Origin of the sequence: Mesorhizobium sp. M1088, assembly GCF_040318575.1 — a bacterium.
In the GTDB taxonomy this organism is placed as follows: Bacteria; Pseudomonadota; Alphaproteobacteria; order Rhizobiales; family Rhizobiaceae; genus Mesorhizobium.
Genome location: NZ_JAMYMO010000039.1, coordinates 13,199 through 29,449 on the forward strand (window position 1 = coordinate 13,199; position 16,251 = coordinate 29,449).

A 16,251-nucleotide genomic window follows, 5' to 3' on the forward strand; every position below is an offset into this window, starting at 1 on the left:
TTGGGCACGGGTTCAGGTCGCCTGTCCCCCTGCATCGCGGCGAGCAGCGGGGAGCAAGGGGGGCGGAGGGGTCTCCCCGGTCTGCACGGAGCGAAGCGGGCAGACGGAGGAATCCGCCAGCGGCGGCGCGACAATGAAGCTGCGAGCGTTGCGTCAATCAAGATGAGAATGCTGGCGGGTTGGAACGCAGGGAGGGCGTAGCCCGACTGGAGTTTCAACCCGCCAGCGCCGCGGCCTTTTCGGGCTTCAGCGCGCGAGTGGATTTTCTGCATTTAGCTGCAGCGAAGGTCCCGGTGGTGCGGTGGAAGCGCACCCGGGGCATCTTGGACTTATTATCCAGGACTGCTGCATTGCCGCAGCAATGGTCACAACCTGCTAGGGTCCGGACCCATAAAGGGTTCCACTGACGGTGGTTTTATGATTCACGGTCTCCAAAGGGAGGCCACCGATGAATCGCGATTATTTCTGGCTGACCGAGGAGCAGTTTTCGCGGCTGCAGGCGCTGCTGCCAACCGACACGCGCGGCAAGCGCTGGCGGTCCTCCGGCTGAGGTCCTGATCGACTCTTCGGCCGTGAAGGCGCATCGCTGCGCTTCTGCCGGCAAAGGGGGGAGCAAAATCAGGCGATTGGCCGGTCGCGCGGTGGGCGAACCACGAAGATCCACGCCCTGACCGATGGCCTGTGCCGCCCGATCGCTTTCCTCTTGACCGGTGGCCAGGTCGCCGATTGCAGCGCCGGAGATTTGCTTCTGGAGCAGATGCCCGAGAGCCCGATCCTGCACGCCGACAAGGGCTGTGACACCAATGCCATTCGCCACAAGGTCGAGGCTAAAGGGGCGATGCCGAACATTCCGTCGAAAGCCAACCGGCGCTGGAAGAACTGCTTCTCCCCGTTCCTCTACCGTGATCGCAACGCCATGAGCGCATGTTTGGACGGCTCAAGGATTTCCGCCGCATTGCCACCAGATACGATCGATCGGTCACTAACTTCCTCGCTGCCGTCTGCCTCGCCGCTACGGTCGGTTACTGGCTGTGACAGTTGTCCTCGACAAACAGAAGCGAACTTGCGCCCTGAAGCAGGGTGATCGCTTCAGAAACGGTGCGAAGGAGTATGTCACTCGCCGGCTCGATGTCGTGGATAAGGCCGGCGGCCTCACCAATCATGATCGCGGCTATCGTGGGATCGCCGCTTGCCCACGCTTCGCGGTAGGCAGCGGACTGCGCGTCAATGTCGGCGAGGAGATGGGCCTCATTGCCGTGCCAGGCTTCCGTAAAAGCATTCTTCCGAACGCGCAGTGAAAACCGCGATGGCCAATCCAGGCGGCGCGCTAGGTCCATCACCGAGGTTCGAACCGTGTCGTCTCCGGTCGCCGCAAGGGCAGCCTGGTGCAGATTTGGATGAACGAGAGCCTCCAACGAGGCCCAGAAACGTGATCCCATCACGACGCCATCAGCGCCAAGCATCAGCGCCGCTGCAAGCCCACGACCATCGGCGATGCCACCGGCCGCGCAGATGAGCGTGTCCGGCGCCCGTCGCCGTACCAAGTTCGCGACCTCCGGAACAAATGTGAATGTCGCTCGCTTCTCACCGTGACCGCCGGCTTCCGCGCCTTGGGCGACGACGATGTCGGCTCCGACATCAAGAGCGCGGCGCGCGTCGTCGAGGCTCTGGACCTGGCAGATCAAGGGGACCCCGGCGGCCCGTATCGCCGGCGAAAAAGGCGCCGGGTCGCCAAAGGATAGGAAAATCGCACTTGGTCGCCGCTCCAGGGCCTTATCGAGTAGGCGCGGGTTCCTGGCGAGTGACCATGTTATGAAGCCGCAGCCGACAGGTCGGTTGCCAGATCGCTCGAACTCTCGCGTCAGCCAATCAGCGTCGCCATAGCCGCCGCCGATAAGCCCAAGCCCTCCGGCTGAACTGACCGCACCTGCGAGTTCCCCGCCCGATGCGAATGCCATCGGCGCGCTGATGATCGGATGCTGCAGTTCAAGCCGATCAGTGAGACGGGTTACGATGCGCATCATCACTCCAACAGATTGCCTTGAGTATCGCAGGTTCGGTTGATTCTATCGAGCCCCGCTCAGCGCCCCGCGATTAACGGCAACCAGAGCCCCCAGTCGACCGACGGTTATGAGTCCGGACCTTAGTACTACAGTTGCGAATGCCGATGCCGTTTGTAGTGACAGATGGTGGCCGCAGCCTGATGTCGTCGTCGCCATAGCGACCAGGCGATGATGAAGGGCTTTTGTGTCGGTGGGAAGATGAGGATCCGGGCGAGGAGATAGCGGATCTCGGGGACGCTCGGGACGAGCGCAGCCATCCGGATCAGGCGGCGATTGGCTCCTTTGGACTCGTTTCGTTCGGTTTGCTCCATGCGCTGCGGCGAAGATCAGCCGATAGCTTCGAGAGGAATGCCAGGGCGGCCATGCACAGGCTCATGTGGCGATGCCATCCGTGCCAGGACCGAGCCTCGCAATGATCAAGTCCGAGATCATCCTTGGCGCGCTCAAAGCACTCCTCGATCGCCCAGCGCAGGCCGGCCACTGCCGCCAATTCGGCCAAGGAGGAACCGGGCGGGGCGAAGACCAGGTAGTAGGCTTTTTCTCCGGATGTCGATCGCTTGCGGCGGACGAGAAGCCAATGCTCGAAGCCGCCTTTTGACGTCCAAGGGCGGCGGATGCGTGCCCAGTCGTAGAGCCGAGGCCCTTTGGCGCCTTCACCTGCCGCATGACAGGCCCAGTCGTCGGGCTCGAACTCGCTGGCCAGTTCCTCGGGCGAGGTTTCCTCAAACAGACGATCCCCTCCCCGGCGCATGAAGTGAGCGCTTCGAACCGCCAAGACATAGGGCTGCTCGCGAGCTTCCAGCATCCGGCGAAGGCTGCTGTCCGCCCCGTAGACAGCGTCGCCCAGAACGTAAGCGCACGGGACGCCGGCATCGAGCGCCGCCTCGACCATGGCGCGCGCCATCTTTGGCTTGGTCGCAAACTCGACCATCTCCGGGATCGACGCTCTGGCACATCGCGCCCGATCCCTTGTCCAGCTCTCCGGCAGATAAAGGCGACGATCGACCAGCGCTTGGCCGTAGCGGCTCGCGTAAGCCAAGAACACGCCGACCTGGCTGTTCTCGATCCGCCCCGCCGTTCCCGAGTACTGACGCGCGACACCGGCGGAACGATCGCCCTTCTTCACAAATCCCGTCTCGTCGACGATCAGGACACCATCCTCATGGACCATCGGCCGGCAGAGAAGCGGACCAAGCATTTCGTGGATACCCTCTCACTGCACAACGCCCGGGACTTGCTTGCACATGGTGGCTATCAAGCGCCGCCGCGAGCTGATCTACCTCCAGCGGTCCTGAAGATAACTTGCAGACGATCACAGGTTCAGCCTTGGCAAGCTGACGATCGAGGGTTCGCCACGCTGCTGAGATGCTCGCTCTAGGCCGCCGGTCGCGCGGCTGATTACCAATGCCTTTTCCTGGCCCGTGAGGTTTGGACGCTATCACTCGCCAGGCGGAAGCTGGACCGCTCGGCGCCGGTTCCTTCGACAGCGATCCCCGACTTGACCAATGACCGGCATGCGTCGAGAACCGACCAAGGCACTTCATCCACCGCTGCCGCAATATCAACGAAGCTCGCCAGCTCGTCACTGAGTCGACCTTCGACAGCACGTTCGAGTGATGAATTGGGCCGCAGGATCCAGGCATCGTTGGTCCAATGGATGACGTTGTCCCAGACGATGAAGTGTGCCCCGCATCCAGTGTCTCGCCACACAGAAGGGAAAAGGGTCAACCCGCCCTCGCGTTGATAAAGGCGCCAGGCCGGCCCGGCACGACGGTCGAGGTTAACCGTCAGTATGTCTCCGCATCCATCGGGGCATCTCATGACAAGGGACCGCGGAGCTCCGCGCTCCACAAGTGAAACGTCTCCCGGGTTATCCACCTGCTCGATGGCTTCGGACTGACGTTCAACCCTGCCCTTGAACTGTACCGCGTGCGTTTTCTTGAGCACCCAACCGAACTCCCGACCTACCAAAGCGAAGGATTTGTCACGCGATCCAGAAGGTCCACCGCGCACTTGTAAGCAATGGCCGCATCCGGGCTTTTGCCTTTGGCATAATAGAGCAGCCCGACGCAGATCGCGATTGTATACTCGCGCCTCAGATCGAACGAATGGGACTGACCTTCCTCGAGGATGGTCGTACGCAACGCCACGATCGCGTTGAGCCGATACTGGGCCTTTTTGCATTGCAGGAGATGTTTAAGCGACATAGCGAAGAGATCTCTGGAGTAAAAATCTTCGAGCACTTGTTCGGGCAGCGGTTGATCAGCCTGCAACTCCGCGTCGAACGCAAGCCCGATTTCCAACCGGGCGACGTCGTGGGACAAAGGACGTCGAGCTGCCCGCGTGAAGTCGATCAGAACCGCTTCCGCATCGCCGCCGCAGACGAACACGTTGCGCAAATTGAGGTCGTCGTGAGCTCGACACACCGGATGCTCCTCAGCCTGCAGTCCAGCGAGACGAACAAAAAAGCTTCGTGGCGAAGCGCCAGCGTAGCTGTCCTTGGTCAATTTGTCGTAGGTGCGCTCAAGGCCTTTTAGATATGCGTCATGCCGTGCCGCAGGTAGAAACTCCTGCAGAAGGTCTAGTCTCTTTCTTTCGGGGTCTTTTCGCCAACGACCCAACACAGTTCGATAGATCGCCTGGATGACCTCTTTCACATCGCGGTTGATCACAACCTTGTCCAGGCGGACGGCATTCTCGACGAAGCGGGAGACCGCAAGCTGGTGCTCAGATCCCACAACGCAACGATCCAGGCACAAAGGGGCGCATCCGCGATATGGCACGCGGTCAGCGACCACGTCCCTGTACGTGTTAATGTGTTCTTCCATCACCGCCGCGGGGCCTGACTTGACGATGAAAGGTGTGTGCTGCTCCAGGCCTTCCGTCTCGACCTTCCAGACGGACGAAGAAGATTTGCCACCATTCTCCTCGGAAATAAGGATGCCCGAGTAGTCGTGAAACGCGCGACGGAACAGAAGCTTCAGTTCGGGTAGCAGAGGCGTCGGCAGCTCATTCCCATTTTTGTCGCGGATCGCCAGGCTGCTGTTCAGGGAAGGGCCGCACCGGCATCGTGCGCAGGTCTCGGCAATGTTATCCCAGTCAGAGTCTGGAAGCACTGCGAGCTGCCGCAGCACGACACCAGTATGCTCTTGCCACTGCGCCAACACGCCTGCGCCTGAACGCGCCACCGCCTGTCCAATCGCTTCCTCGCCCCGTTTCGTAACGACAATGACGAGTATGCCGCGCTGTGCGGACGAAGCGGCGAGGCGTCGAAGACGCTTGACCAAATCCAATCGGCCCTCGTCCGACGGAAGGGCACCGGCCAGCACGATCAACGCCCGGGCGCCTCCGTCATCAAGATCAGAAAGCGACACGAGCGGCTTCACGGCAAGTTGGCGGGCGGAGAAAGGCGTCGGGTTCACGGTACCTCCGTCAACCAAAACGGTCGTGCGCTCTTCAGCTTTCATGTTGGCGCCAAATCATGGGCCAACTGTCTCCTTTGGCCAGGGCATTGTCCTGAGCACATACAACGCAGGTCGGATCTGACCTTGAACTGACAGGCCGCACCGATCCTTCAATGGGCCGCCCAATAAGATTCCGCGCCTCCCCAGGGAACCCGGTCACTGCCGAAAGGAACATCGAGACGGCCATGGAAGAGGTTGCTGCGTTAAGGGAGATCACGGCCGGCTGCGGCTCGAAATGGCCGACGAAATACGGATCGGAGCGTGAATCGGCGAGAAGATCGCGTCTCACTGCGGCGGGATCGAGAAGGGAATGGCAGTTAAGGCAGGCCAGCGACTCGGCAAGCATTTGGACCCTAGTCGACATCGCGGCGACGACACCCTCCCGGGCGTCGATGCGCACTCCAACGTCGATCATTGGCAAACGATACTGATAGGCGATCTGATTGAGGACGGCGCGGCTGCCGTGCGAATCCGTGCAACACATGACAAAATCGCCGTCGAGCAACGTCCTGGCCACGGGCTCGTCAATAACGGATTCCTGTAAGGTCATAACCTCAATGTCGCGTTTCGCGCGTTGCGACGCTTCGGAGGCCACTGCGACCTTTGGTCGGTCAACGTCCTTCTGCTCGGCCCCCATCAATCGGTTGAGGTTGGTTCGCTCGACCTGTTCAGGATCAATCAAGTGCAGCCGACCAACGCCCAGCCGGGCGAGTTCCTCGACGACCACTGAACCGGTGCCGCCTACGCCGACGACCGCCACGGTGAGATCGTTGAGGATTCGCTGCCCTGCGGCGCCGAATGCTCGCACATTGCGGTCGAACACTTCCGGCAATGGGGCCGGATCTTCCGCGTCAGTCTCAGTTGGGTAAGATCGAACACTGCGCCCGATTTCCTGAATCCGATCGATGGTGAATGTGGTCTCGCCTTTGATATCGAAGAGGCGGCCACGAAATCCCGTCGGCCCGGCGATCAGGAATCCATGCGGCCCTTGCGGGCACCGAAAATGCAGCACCGGAGCCAAGAGTTGCTGCGCTGCGTCGTCGACCGATGAGAACGCCAGTCTGCGTTGCACAGGATGCGAATGCGCAAGAATTACGCCCGCTCGCTCCAGACGCGCGCGTTTGAGCACGCGCGACAGGAACATGGGAGTCAATGAGACTTCTATCGGGCTGCGGGCGATATAGTCGTCCGGAGCCGGGCGAATGATCTCTCTAACGATCAACCTCATCCCGCCTTCGAAACGACCACCGCCAACGATCAACGCAGCAGCAGATTCAAGGGGGGCAGGCGCGATAAGGTCATCTCGAAGAGCCGTCCATTCTCCACCCCGGAACATCAGACGGTTCATCGCGCCTCGCCCAGCCGCCGCCGGATCACATTCAAATAGGTAAGCAGATTGTCGCTGTTGGGCTTCCAGGTAGACGGATGCCAGGAAAACCACAGCCACTCCGAGGGAACTCCCGGGGTGGCCTGTTGCCCTGTGTTTTGTGGGGTTCCACCGTGTTCGAGGGCGAGCGCCGGCTCGGCCCAGAAGCAATCGGGCGCAGCCTGCGGATAGCCCGCAGGCACCACGAACTTTATGCCAACCTCGGCGCGGTTCCAGCCCTTTGGAAGTTGCACAGCCGGCATGCTGACCACTGCCGTACCTCCGGACTGGAGCTCAAGGGTCGCGTTAGGGTGCTTTTTGCTGATATCCTGGAAGTGACGTTCGAGGATCGACATTAGCCAAACGTCGCCGGAGGAACAGTGTAGAAGTGCATTCCGTTCTTGAGCGTAACAGCCTCATTGTCCCCAATCTGCCGATCGGCATCATGGCCGTGCCCCTCGAGGAACAACTGATATTGCTGGTCCTTGGCGGCGAGCTGCTTCAGCTCCGCACCGGTCATGCTTTCGCTTGTCGCTTCGATATGGACCCCATCAATATTGATGGAAAATTTCGGATGATCTTCTTTGGCCATTGTTCCCTCTGCAAAATGAACCCGAAAGAGCAGCCTCGGCATTCAAAGAGAATCAGAGCCGCTGCCTCGCTTTTATCGTGAAAGGAGTGATCGCAGAAGGCGGAATCAAGATCCCCCACCGCCGACGAGCACCCCGCATTGACACCTGCTATGTAGGAACAGCGCCACATTTTTTCACCCTCATTTCGTTGAGAATGATGCTGCCACGGCATTCAAATCCGGTCCGGCATTCGCACGCCTGCGAGGCTTCCTTGCGCCCGGCCCTCTCGAGTTCAACAAGGGACCGCGATCGTATCACACGCGATGGGCGATCGTGCGTCTGCGGGCGGTCGCCTTAGTTATGTTTGACCAGCGTATTTGGTGCCGCTGCGGCCTTCACGAAACGCCAGGCCCGCTCCTTTCCCGTCCGATCGTCCATGAAATCCCCTCTGCACGCACGACGCCGGAAACCTCCTTGCCGATATGATGCTCAAGCACCGGCCGCCATGGCACCAGCGTGAACTCGCGCGATTTCTCGATGACAGCGTATTTTCCGCCGGCGAGCTCGACGGAGCGGCGGAGCGTGCCTTCTATTCGATCTCCACTCTGGGCTTCAGAATAGGGCAGACCGAGTTCGTTCGACAACTGGCCGGCCACGCGGTTCAACTCGCGTTGGCGCAGCATCGAAAGCATGTTCGCGCGATAGATGACCCGATCCTGCTCTTCCCGAGCAAGACCTTGCGCAATCAGCCACTGCCGTCGGCGGCCTTGCGCCTCTCGGACATCGCGGCCGAAACCAGAGCTGTGCAAGGCCTCCGGTGTGTCGGAAACCAGCTCTCGATCGAGCCAGGTGGCGCCGTCGAAGCTGACTTGGCTCTCCAGCAGCATTGATGAGAGCTTGTCGACGACAACCGGCTCGGCCCTCGCTCGCTGACGCTCGTAGCCCGCGACGCGGTCGAGATGGTCCGGCGCGATAGTCCATGTATCGTCCGGCTCGCGCTCGACACCACCGGTCGCCCGGCGGATCGCCTCCAGTCGCCGCACGTGCGTTTCGGCAAAGCGTTCGGTGGCCGACGGGTCATGCTTGAGATGGATATCGATGCTGTAGCGCCCGTCATGGGCCGTGGCGATCTCGGCAATTGTGCGGTCGACTTGCCTTGGCCCGGCGTCCCTCGGCGTGACCCGCACTATGCAGCCCTCTGGCGCCGGTTGGGTGGCCTCGCCTTTGCCGATATCGACATAGTGGCTTTTGCCGTCCACGCCGTCGACGACGAGGTAATGGCGGTCATTGATTTCGTCGGCCAGGCCGCGCGCAACGATGCGGCCGACGACAGGCTGCATCTGCTCTGCAGATCGATCATGGACAACATAGTCGGCGGCACTGCGGGCGAGCCCCTTGCCGGTCAGTTCGCGGTGCATGGTCTTGATGATGTCGCCCCGCTCGCCGATGCGGCGCAGCGTCGCTTCAAGCTCGCCATCAAGGCGCCAGCGGCCCGAGCCGACTTCCTCAGCCAGACCCATCCGCTCGAGCTTGCGCAGGCGGCCCTGGTGCAGCGTCTGGCGAAACGTGTCTCGGCTGGCCGATGAGACATGCCCCTCATGGTCGCGCATGCGGAGCAGCTGCCGATCGATGCTGGTGAAGCGTTCCCGCTCCATTTCCTGGCGCAGGCGTTGCTCGATCTCGCGGTCCGTTCTCGGGCCAAGGTCGAGGCTGACCAGCTCGGCCGCCCGTTCACGGATTCCAGACGAGATGTAGTCCCGCGCGATGACGAGGTTTTCGCCGCGGTCGTCCCTGCCGCGGACGATAATATGGGTATGCGGATGACCAGTGTTGAAATGATCGACGGCCACCCAGTCGAGCCTGGTGCCGAGGTCTTCTTCCATCTGCGCCATGAGACGCCGCGTGAGCGGCTTCAGGTCATCATACTCGATGCCGTCTTCAGGGGCGACGATGAAGCGGAACTGATGCCGGTCGCCATCGGCACGATCGATAAAGGCCTTGCCATCGACGCGGTCGCTGTCGGCGCTATAGAGCTCGCCATGCTCGCCTTCCCGGGTGACGCCGTCGCGCTGGAGGTAGCGAAGGTGTGCACGTGCCCCGTCAACACCCTTGCCGGCCAGCTTGACGATACGCGCCTTGACGACGGCGCGCCGCTGCCGAAACGCCGCGTGGCGGTCGCGCGCTCTGAGAACGGCGGCAGCAGCCCCGCCGCGCCCCGCCCGGCTTCCGATGAAGCGGCCACGGCGACCGCTGCCGCCGCCGGCTCGGTTGATCGCGGCGCGGATCTGGCCGGCGAAACGCTTGCCTGCCTTCGAGCCGCGCGATCCGATTTTGCCCAGGCTCGGCTTGAACTCTTCATCCTGCATTGAGCCTCCTAGTAATCTTAAGCAAAATCAGAGGTTTGTCGGCAGCAGCTCTCCTGACGCTGAAGGCAGCCTCCGTGAAAAACGATGTGCAGACAAAGACTTCGCCGCCTCCAGGAGGCGATGCCTTTATCTTGCCTTCCGCGGACCTGCATCCCTGCCCCGCCCGACCCACGGTACCCCTGCCCTCACCTGCGATCCGGCCGGCCTGACCTTGCTCGCTCCGATCCGAGCGGCACCACAATTTGGCCATTCGGATCGGTCGCGGAAACACCGTTTCGCAGGAAAAACAGCGACTGCCCGGACGGGATTTCCGGCGCTTTTCCGGAACGGGATTTGCCGGTGAACGCGTCCATGTCGGCGGCCGAAATCCCCGCAGCCTTGAGCTCTTCCAGATACGAAACCGTCTCGCTGGGCAGCGGTCGCCCACGCTGCAAATGCTGTTCGTAGCGGTCCGGCCCAGCGTTATAGGCGGCAAACAGGCCGGGAAAGCCGAAGCGGTCATACATGGCGCGCAGATAGGCAGTGCCTGCCAGAATGTTGTCGCGAGGGTCGTGCGGATCGGCCCCCAGGCCAAGCTCTGCGCGCATCTCCTCGTAGGTGCCGGGCATCACCTGCATGAGGCCAATGGCGCCGGCGTGTGAGGCGATCGGCCGTCCGTCCAGCATTGTCTGCCCCCGGCTTTCGGCATCCATGACGGCATAAATCCAGGGCTGTGGAATGCTGAAACGCCGGCTTGCTTCGGCTACCAAGGGCTGCCATCTTGCCAGCTGCGGACCACGGGAGATGGCGGCCGGCTGAGCGTCGGTCGCGGCGGAACATGCGCATGGCGCTATCGCGACCATGCCCAGCATCAGGAGGGTTACTCGGTCCATAGCGGCACCAGCCTCCCGACAATATTTTCGGCCGGCACCGGCCCGAAATAGCGGCTGTCGAAGGAGCGGTTTCTATCGTTGCCGAGCAGGAAAACCTCGGCGGCGGCGAGCTTGCGGCAGGCATTCCACCAAGGCAGCGGACGGTGCTGCGTGTCGGTTGCCAGCCGGCGCGCGACAATTTCGCCGCCGATGATGATGGCGTCGCCGAAGGCGCAGACATGCTCGCCAGGCAGCGCGGCAAGGCGCTTGACCAGCGGCACGTTGCTGGGCAGATAGAAGCGTTCGGCGGCGAGATCGGCGACCGGTTTTGGCGGGCGGACGAGCACGAGATCGCCACGAGCCGGCGATCCGGACGCGACGCGATAAAGGCCGACCGGCGCACTGGCCGAGGCGTTCCAGACCAGCCAGGGCGATGGGTTGTCGAAAGCGGCGAAGCCGATCAGGCTGAGGCCTATACTGGCCACGGCGATCGTCTTGCGCGCCCGAATGCGTTGCAGATGGCTGCCGATCAAACGGATAGTGGGACGCCGGCTCATGAGCGGCCTCCCTCACCGGCCGAGCCGGAATCGTGCCCGCCATCCTCGGGCCTGGTCTCCTGCGCGCGCCCCTTCGACCAGTCGTCGAGCTCGTCGATGTGATACCGAACATAGCGGCCGTGCTTGCGGAATTGCGGGCCACCGCCTTTGAGCCGCATCTTCTCCAGCGTGCGCTGGGACAGCCCGATATAGAAGGCGGCCTGCGCGGTGTTGAGAAACGGACTGCCCTTCTTCGCGCGGGCCGCGCGTTCGTTTTCGTCGTCCATGATGGTCCTCGTTTCGCTACGGATAAGCGAAGGCGAGGATCGGCGAGCAAGATCGTTTCGGGGACGGGCGAAGAGTGGGGGGCGAGTTTTCGCCGCCCCCTCCCGAAAGAGCCCCGCGCCGGTTGCGGCGCGGGGCTCGAGGCTGGCGGTTCAGTCGACCGGGTTCCAGATGATGGCGTATGTGTCGTCGTCATCCTGGCCGGCGGCGCGGCCGAGATTGGCGTAGAGCTTGCGCGGACCGAACTCCGGGGCGGCAATCGACAGGCTCACATAGTCCTTGCCGGAGGTCTCGCCGGTGCGGATCCAGCCGGCCCCTACTTCGACCCCTTGCGTCAGCACCCGAAAGTCGGGATGGGTGTCGGCGCTCTTTGCCTGATTGGGCACGATGTCGATGTCGGCGCGGACGCTGAGCGTCTTGAGCTGGCCCTTGTAGCCGCCGTTTTCCTGTTTGGTGACGTATCCGATCGCGGTCATTTTTAGTCTCCTTTTGGTGCTCGCCGGGGACCATTCCCCTGCGATGGCGGACCGTGATGGGCGCGTCCGGACCGCCGGAACCGGGACGGCCGCAGCGATAGCGGAGGACCCGAGCGGACAGCTTTTTTGAAGCGAAGCGGCGCGAGGAAGCCGCCGCAGGCGGCGGGGAAAAAAGCTGCTGGCGAGGGTTTCGGGCGGGCCGGATCCGCCCATAGGTCGTCAAGCCAGCCGCAGGGGAATGGTCCCTGAGACACATGGAGACAGGTGGCGCGATCGGCGGCACAACGAGCAGGCGGCATAACAGGGCGCCGGCTGCGCGGGCTCTGTCGGCAACCCGATCGGACAATTGGCCCCATGCGCCTGGGCGCCTCGGCAAGCAACCCGGCGCGGTGCAGGGCTGCCCAAATGGGGGCGAGTTGGCGTCGGGATTTCTCGCGCGCGGCACTGGCTCGACAAGACGACCAATCGGCAGCCGGCGCGGCCCGGGGCGGCGCGCGCGACCTGAGCGGCGGCACTCGAGAGAACCGCCGCTCGGGCCCTGATCGACTATTCGCGCGCGAACAGCGGCTGCACTTGTGCCCACTGATCGGCGGTGCGGAAACCGCCGCGGCTGGTGTAGCTTTCGGCGGGGAATTTCATCCAGCGCGGCAGCCAGGTCTCGACCTTCTGGCGGCCATTCTCGCCCGCCAGGAAGTCGCGGATGATCTTCTTTTGCGTCTTGACCTTCTCGGCGACATTGCCGTCCGCGACCAGCTTGCCGCCGACCTCGGCCAGCATCGAATTGGCGATTTTCCTTATCGCGCAAGAGGTCGAAGAAGGCATCGTCCGGTTGCCACCATGTGCCCATATCGACGTTCAGATGGTTGCCGAGCGCCTCGATGACGGCGCTGCCGGCTGCAAGCTTCTCGGCCATGACAAGGGTGAGAACGCGCATGACATCGTCGTCGCACAGCGCCAAGAGGCGCGCGAAGACGCCGGCGATAGCAAAGGCGTCGCCATTGCCGCCGGCGACCACGCCATCCTCATCCGGTGATCCGAGCAGGGCCAACACTTCGCGCCGCTTTTTGCCGAATGCGGCTTCAGCCTTGCAGCCGGCAAGGCTGGCAGTCACCGTCTCGTTGGCTCCTCGCTGCGGTTCACGGCGCACCTGCCACAGGCCGGAACCGGTGATGGCGTGCGCCACCACGAGGCGCAGCGCCACGGCGGGATGGTCGAGCATGGCCGCGCGCACGCCAGCATGGCGATGCAGATCGACATAGTTCTGCATCGGGCCGGTGAGTTCGGGGCGCGGCGGCTTGGCGGCTGTTTCTTCTTGCTCGCCGCCCTCGCGGGCGCGGCGCGCTTCCTTGCGTGACAGCCAGCCCTCGTGACACTCAACCTCGCCGCGATGCGAGACAGTGATGACGACCTTGCCGCCCTTCTTCTTCGGGGTCTTCTCGTGGTCCGATGCGTGGAAATATTGGCCCGGCTCCAGCAGCACCACCTCGCTCCAGCCGTCGTTAAGATAGGTGTCGCGTCTGGCGGCAATCGCTTCGTTCTGCTTTTGCCAGAACAGGTCGGCATCGGCGAAATAGCTGTCCTCGCCGAACAGGTCCGAGGTGATCAGGCCGGGATATTCGTCGATGGCAAACAGCGCCACCTTGGTGGAAATCGACTGGCCGCCGAACAGCCATTGCTTCAATTGAAAGCCACGCGGCGCGTATTGATCGGGATCGGCACAGAGTGCCAGCCAGTCCTTCTGCTGCGCCTTGGACGCCATGGTGAGATGGCGCACCGTCTCGGCGTCGATCTCCTCGCGCCGATAGGCTTCGCGGATTTTGGGCAAGAGGTAGCCAAGCGCCAGAATGCGTTTGACCTTCAGGTCAGTGATGCCGAAGGTCGCAGCGATGTCCGGAACGGTGCGGCCTTGCCTGACGAGCCGCGAAAACGTCTCCCATTGCGATACTTCGTCAGGATCGAGGCGGGCGAGGTTTTCGATCAGCGAGGCTTCCAGCGCATCGGCGTCGTCACCGTCCTCCATGATGGCGCAGGGCAAGGGATCGCCTTCGCCGCGCTCGTCGGCAAGCGATTTGGCGGCGAAATAGCGCCGCCTGCCGGCGACGATCTCGAAGGTTTCCGGCTGGCCATTGGGCCGCACAAGGAGAGGCACCAGCACGCCGCGCGCACGCACGGATGGCAGGATGTCGGATATGTCGGGCGCGCGTTTTCCACGGCGCATGTTGAGCGCGGAAATGTTGAGCTGATCCAAGGGGATGTGGGCAAGCTGCATGGTTACTCTCCTTCGCTTTGGTTAAGGTTGTCCCCGCCGCAGAGGCCGACGGCCGGCGCGGCGGGACGGTTTTTGCGCCTATCGGCGCTGCTATTCCGCCGTGTCGGGCGGAAGCTCGGAATGGGGCTTTGAAAGGGCGTCTGCTGCCTGCCGCAGAAGTCGCTCGGCCTCGGTGATGTGGCCGCAAATGCGGGCGGCTTCGGCATAGACGGAGAGCGTAAAGCGCGCCTGGAAATGCAGGTCGCGCTCTATGCCGAGGCCAAGCGGACCTTTTACGGATGCAAGCTCGGCCAGACTGACGCTGCCGAGTTCGGGGAAGCCGAAGCCGAGATCGCAAAGGCCGAACAGCGTGTCGCCATCGGCGTCGAGTTCGGTCAAAAGCCACGTGGCGGCACCTGTCGGATTAAACAGTTTCACAACGGGAAAATGGTCGATGTCGGCGTCGGCGGCGCCATTGGCGAGCAGTCGTGCGCGCAGTGGATCGGTGATCAGGATCATGGAAAGACTCCTTGTCAGAACAGGTCGAGTTGATTTCTGCTGGCTTCATCGAAAAGGCCGATATCGAGCGGCTTTTGCGCCGCGCGCGGACACATCGGCGCGTCCATCAGGAGGGTGAGCCGATCGCGCGTGGTGATCGGCCGGACACCGGGAATGAGCATCTGCTCGCCTTGGCGTCGGCTCGGTCGCGGTCAGTTGAGGATCGCGCATCGTCATGCCGCAATCCCTTCCTGCGCCTCGCCTTCGGCATCGGCCTGAAGGCCAAACAGGAAATCGGCGGCCTTGGAGGCAAGACTGGCGGCACGGAAGATGGCGCGGTTGTCCTCGCGCAGCACCTTCAGCCATGAGCCGATGTAATCGGCATGACGCACGGTCGGCTCGATACCGAGATTGCTGCAGACGAAGGCGGCAGTGATTTCGGCGACCAATTCTTCACGCGCGTAGGCCTTGGAGCCGAACGAGCCGGAGAGGTCGCGAGCAAGCCGCGTCGGGTGGCCGGTCCAGTGGCCAAGCTCGTGAAAGCAGGTCCGGTAATAGTCGATCTGCTGATGGAACGCCGGCTGCGGCGGCACCTGAATGTGGTCGCTGCCCGGCATGTAGAAAGCGCGATCGCCGCCGACCCTGAAATCCGCATCGCTGGCGCGAATGAGCGTCTCGGCCTGCGGCACGATCTCGCACTGAGGCAGCGGCTCGGCGGCGGCATAGAGGTGTTCCGGAAGATTATCGCACTGCGCGACATTGAAGACGGTGAAGCGCTTCAAAAAAGGCACGGCCTGTGGTTCATCGCCCTCGTGGCGTGCGCGCTCCTTCTCGCCCTTGGGGACAAAGCGGTCGGCATGCACGATGGTCGTGCCGCGCTCGCCCTTCCTGACATTGCCGCCAAGGACGAGCGCTTGCCGGAAGGTGAGCCAGTTCTGGCTGGGATAGCTGCGCTCGATGACCGCGCCCCACAGGATGAGGATATTGATGCCGGAATAGGTGCGCCCCGTGGACGCATTCCTCGGCAGGCCAAGGCCTGCCTTTGCGCTGCCCCATGGCTTGACCCATGGCACGGTGCCGCGCTCCAGCTCGGCAATGATGCGGTCGGTGATCTCCTGATAAAGGCTGGCGCCGGGGCGCCCGCCCTTGCCTGCGCCAGCCTCTCCGCTGGCGGTACGCTTGCTGTTTGCATGCATCGTCTCATCCTCCGCTCGCCAATCGCCGCGCCTTTCCCCGGAAGCGAGGTGGGCGGCGAGTCGCGACCGGAAAGGCCCGCCGTGGGAGGCGGACCGCATCCGAAGGACCGGAACGAAGAGGAGGACCCTGAGCGGCACGCGAAGGGTTGCGGGCTGCCGCGGCGGGCCTAGAAGGGAGTGCCGCCCACCCCGCGCCACCGGGAAAGGCCAACAGACAAACCGCGCCGCCCGCAAGGGCGGCGGCCGTCACAGCCCGAAGGGCTGCCCACGCCAAGGGGCGAAGCCGAATGGCCGAGACCGCCTGAGCTTGCCGAAGAAAAGCGGGCTCGG

Annotated in this window: 17 protein-coding genes and 3 pseudogenes; 3 read left to right on the forward strand and 17 right to left on the reverse strand. The window is 62.9% G+C overall.

Features of this window, described 5'->3' with window-relative positions:
• Nucleotides 1–524: 524 nt before the first annotated feature.
• A pseudogene (locus tag NKH49_RS28415) lies at nucleotides 525–1,035 on the forward strand (IS5 family transposase); the annotation flags it as partial.
• Here NKH49_RS28415 and NKH49_RS28420 read toward each other — a convergent pair.
• The 13 genes and pseudogenes from NKH49_RS28420 to NKH49_RS28480 form a co-directional block, all read right to left on the reverse strand.
• Nucleotides 1,023–2,024, reverse strand: a complete 1,002-nt coding sequence (locus tag NKH49_RS28420) for an NAD(P)H-dependent flavin oxidoreductase (RefSeq protein WP_352772934.1) — start codon at nucleotides 2,022–2,024, stop codon at nucleotides 1,023–1,025. The pseudogene NKH49_RS28415 and the gene NKH49_RS28420 overlap by 13 nt on opposite strands.
• A gap of 301 nt (nucleotides 2,025–2,325) precedes the next feature.
• A pseudogene (locus NKH49_RS28425) lies at nucleotides 2,326–3,225 on the reverse strand (IS701 family transposase); the annotation flags it as partial.
• 236 nt (nucleotides 3,226–3,461) lie between these two features.
• Nucleotides 3,462–4,010: a ubiquitination-like system serine protease family protein gene (locus NKH49_RS28430; protein WP_352725328.1), complete on the reverse strand. Its 549-nt coding sequence runs from the start codon at nucleotides 4,008–4,010 to the stop codon at nucleotides 3,462–3,464.
• A gap of 17 nt (nucleotides 4,011–4,027) precedes the next feature.
• On the reverse strand, nucleotides 4,028–5,530 hold the full coding sequence (locus NKH49_RS28435) for a phosphotransferase (RefSeq protein ID WP_352928921.1): 1,503 nt from the start codon (nucleotides 5,528–5,530) through the stop codon (nucleotides 4,028–4,030).
• The gene (locus NKH49_RS28440; protein WP_352928923.1) at nucleotides 5,520–6,875 is read right to left on the reverse strand and encodes a ThiF family adenylyltransferase; all 1,356 of its coding nucleotides are present in this window, start codon (nucleotides 6,873–6,875) and stop codon (nucleotides 5,520–5,522) included. Before NKH49_RS28440 ends, NKH49_RS28435 begins: the two co-directional genes overlap by 11 nt.
• A complete protein-coding gene (locus tag NKH49_RS28445; protein ID WP_023800976.1) occupies nucleotides 6,872–7,249 on the reverse strand; it encodes an E2/UBC family protein in 378 nt (125 codons plus the stop codon). Before NKH49_RS28445 ends, NKH49_RS28440 begins: the two co-directional genes overlap by 4 nt.
• Complete coding sequence (locus NKH49_RS28450) at nucleotides 7,249–7,485, reverse strand: multiubiquitin domain-containing protein (RefSeq protein WP_023800975.1); 237 nt, start codon at nucleotides 7,483–7,485, stop codon at nucleotides 7,249–7,251. Before NKH49_RS28450 ends, NKH49_RS28445 begins: the two co-directional genes overlap by 1 nt.
• Before the next feature lie 375 nt (nucleotides 7,486–7,860).
• Nucleotides 7,861–9,831 carry a relaxase/mobilization nuclease RlxS gene (gene rlxS / locus NKH49_RS28455; protein WP_352928925.1) on the reverse strand — a complete coding sequence of 657 codons (1,971 nt, stop codon included), beginning with the start codon at nucleotides 9,829–9,831 and terminating at the stop codon, nucleotides 7,861–7,863.
• A gap of 185 nt (nucleotides 9,832–10,016) precedes the next feature.
• Entirely contained in the window at nucleotides 10,017–10,703 is a 687-nt protein-coding gene (locus NKH49_RS28460) for a lytic transglycosylase domain-containing protein (protein WP_352624434.1), read from the reverse strand.
• On the reverse strand, nucleotides 10,691–11,239 hold the full coding sequence (gene lepB / locus NKH49_RS28465) for a signal peptidase I (RefSeq protein ID WP_352624432.1): 549 nt from the start codon (nucleotides 11,237–11,239) through the stop codon (nucleotides 10,691–10,693). Before lepB ends, NKH49_RS28460 begins: the two co-directional genes overlap by 13 nt.
• Nucleotides 11,236–11,505 carry a helix-turn-helix transcriptional regulator gene (locus NKH49_RS28470; protein WP_023800971.1) on the reverse strand — a complete coding sequence of 90 codons (270 nt, stop codon included), beginning with the start codon at nucleotides 11,503–11,505 and terminating at the stop codon, nucleotides 11,236–11,238. The genes lepB and NKH49_RS28470 overlap by 4 nt, the downstream gene beginning before the upstream one ends.
• Nucleotides 11,506–11,655: 150 nt before the next feature.
• Nucleotides 11,656–11,979, reverse strand: a complete 324-nt coding sequence (locus NKH49_RS28475; protein ID WP_023672372.1) for a DUF736 domain-containing protein — start codon at nucleotides 11,977–11,979, stop codon at nucleotides 11,656–11,658.
• A 546-nt stretch (nucleotides 11,980–12,525) separates the two neighbouring features.
• Nucleotides 12,526–12,756 carry a hypothetical protein gene (locus NKH49_RS28480; protein ID WP_352750050.1) on the reverse strand — a complete coding sequence of 77 codons (231 nt, stop codon included), beginning with the start codon at nucleotides 12,754–12,756 and terminating at the stop codon, nucleotides 12,526–12,528.
• Nucleotides 12,757–12,760: 4 nt separating this feature from the next.
• On the opposite strand from NKH49_RS28480, the gene NKH49_RS28485 reads away from it, so the two are divergent.
• Together NKH49_RS28485 and NKH49_RS28490 are read left to right on the forward strand one after the other, a co-directional pair.
• A complete protein-coding gene (locus NKH49_RS28485; protein WP_352642238.1) occupies nucleotides 12,761–13,012 on the forward strand; it encodes a hypothetical protein in 252 nt (83 codons plus the stop codon).
• A gap of 141 nt (nucleotides 13,013–13,153) precedes the next feature.
• Entirely contained in the window at nucleotides 13,154–13,333 is a 180-nt protein-coding gene (locus NKH49_RS28490) for a hypothetical protein (RefSeq protein ID WP_352642236.1), read from the forward strand.
• 444 nt (nucleotides 13,334–13,777) lie between these two features.
• Here the strand turns inward: NKH49_RS28490 and NKH49_RS28495 are convergent.
• The 4 genes and pseudogenes from NKH49_RS28495 to NKH49_RS28510 form a co-directional block, all read right to left on the reverse strand.
• Nucleotides 13,778–14,248 (reverse strand): annotated as a pseudogene (locus NKH49_RS28495) (ParB/RepB/Spo0J family partition protein); the annotation flags it as partial.
• Between the two features lie 90 nt (nucleotides 14,249–14,338).
• Complete coding sequence (locus tag NKH49_RS28500) at nucleotides 14,339–14,746, reverse strand: DUF2958 domain-containing protein (protein WP_352825786.1); 408 nt, start codon at nucleotides 14,744–14,746, stop codon at nucleotides 14,339–14,341.
• Nucleotides 14,747–14,760: 14 nt separating this feature from the next.
• The gene (locus tag NKH49_RS28505; protein ID WP_352517888.1) at nucleotides 14,761–14,907 is read right to left on the reverse strand and encodes a hypothetical protein; all 147 of its coding nucleotides are present in this window, start codon (nucleotides 14,905–14,907) and stop codon (nucleotides 14,761–14,763) included.
• A gap of 51 nt (nucleotides 14,908–14,958) precedes the next feature.
• Nucleotides 14,959–15,921 (reverse strand): ArdC family protein, encoded by a 963-nt coding sequence (locus NKH49_RS28510; RefSeq protein ID WP_352825784.1) that lies wholly within the window; start codon nucleotides 15,919–15,921, stop codon nucleotides 14,959–14,961.
• Nucleotides 15,922–16,251 lie beyond the last annotated feature (330 nt).

Excerpts from the sequence above, each read along its gene's own strand:
- rlxS (WP_352928925.1), bottom strand. The coding sequence starts at position 9,831 with ATGCAGGATGAAGAGTTCAAGCCGAGCCTGGGCAAAATCGGATCGCGC.
- NKH49_RS28470 (WP_023800971.1), bottom strand. The coding sequence starts at position 11,505 with ATGGACGACGAAAACGAACGCGCGGCCCGCGCGAAGAAGGGCAGTCCG.
- NKH49_RS28445 (WP_023800976.1), bottom strand. The coding sequence starts at position 7,249 with ATGTCGATCCTCGAACGTCACTTCCAGGATATCAGCAAAAAGCACCCT.
- NKH49_RS28420 (WP_352772934.1), bottom strand. The coding sequence starts at position 2,024 with ATGATGCGCATCGTAACCCGTCTCACTGATCGGCTTGAACTGCAGCAT.
- NKH49_RS28500 (WP_352825786.1), bottom strand. The coding sequence starts at position 14,746 with ATGATCCTGATCACCGATCCACTGCGCGCACGACTGCTCGCCAATGGC.
- NKH49_RS28460 (WP_352624434.1), bottom strand. The coding sequence starts at position 10,703 with ATGGACCGAGTAACCCTCCTGATGCTGGGCATGGTCGCGATAGCGCCA.
- NKH49_RS28505 (WP_352517888.1), bottom strand. The coding sequence starts at position 14,907 with ATGCTCATTCCCGGTGTCCGGCCGATCACCACGCGCGATCGGCTCACC.
- lepB (WP_352624432.1), bottom strand. The coding sequence starts at position 11,239 with ATGAGCCGGCGTCCCACTATCCGTTTGATCGGCAGCCATCTGCAACGC.
- NKH49_RS28435 (WP_352928921.1), bottom strand. The coding sequence starts at position 5,530 with ATGAAAGCTGAAGAGCGCACGACCGTTTTGGTTGACGGAGGTACCGTG.
- NKH49_RS28440 (WP_352928923.1), bottom strand. The coding sequence starts at position 6,875 with ATGAACCGTCTGATGTTCCGGGGTGGAGAATGGACGGCTCTTCGAGAT.
- NKH49_RS28475 (WP_023672372.1), bottom strand. The coding sequence starts at position 11,979 with ATGACCGCGATCGGATACGTCACCAAACAGGAAAACGGCGGCTACAAG.
- NKH49_RS28450 (WP_023800975.1), bottom strand. The coding sequence starts at position 7,485 with ATGGCCAAAGAAGATCATCCGAAATTTTCCATCAATATTGATGGGGTC.
- NKH49_RS28480 (WP_352750050.1), bottom strand. The coding sequence starts at position 12,756 with ATGCTGGCCGAGGTCGGCGGCAAGCTGGTCGCGGACGGCAATGTCGCC.
- NKH49_RS28510 (WP_352825784.1), bottom strand. The coding sequence starts at position 15,921 with ATGCATGCAAACAGCAAGCGTACCGCCAGCGGAGAGGCTGGCGCAGGC.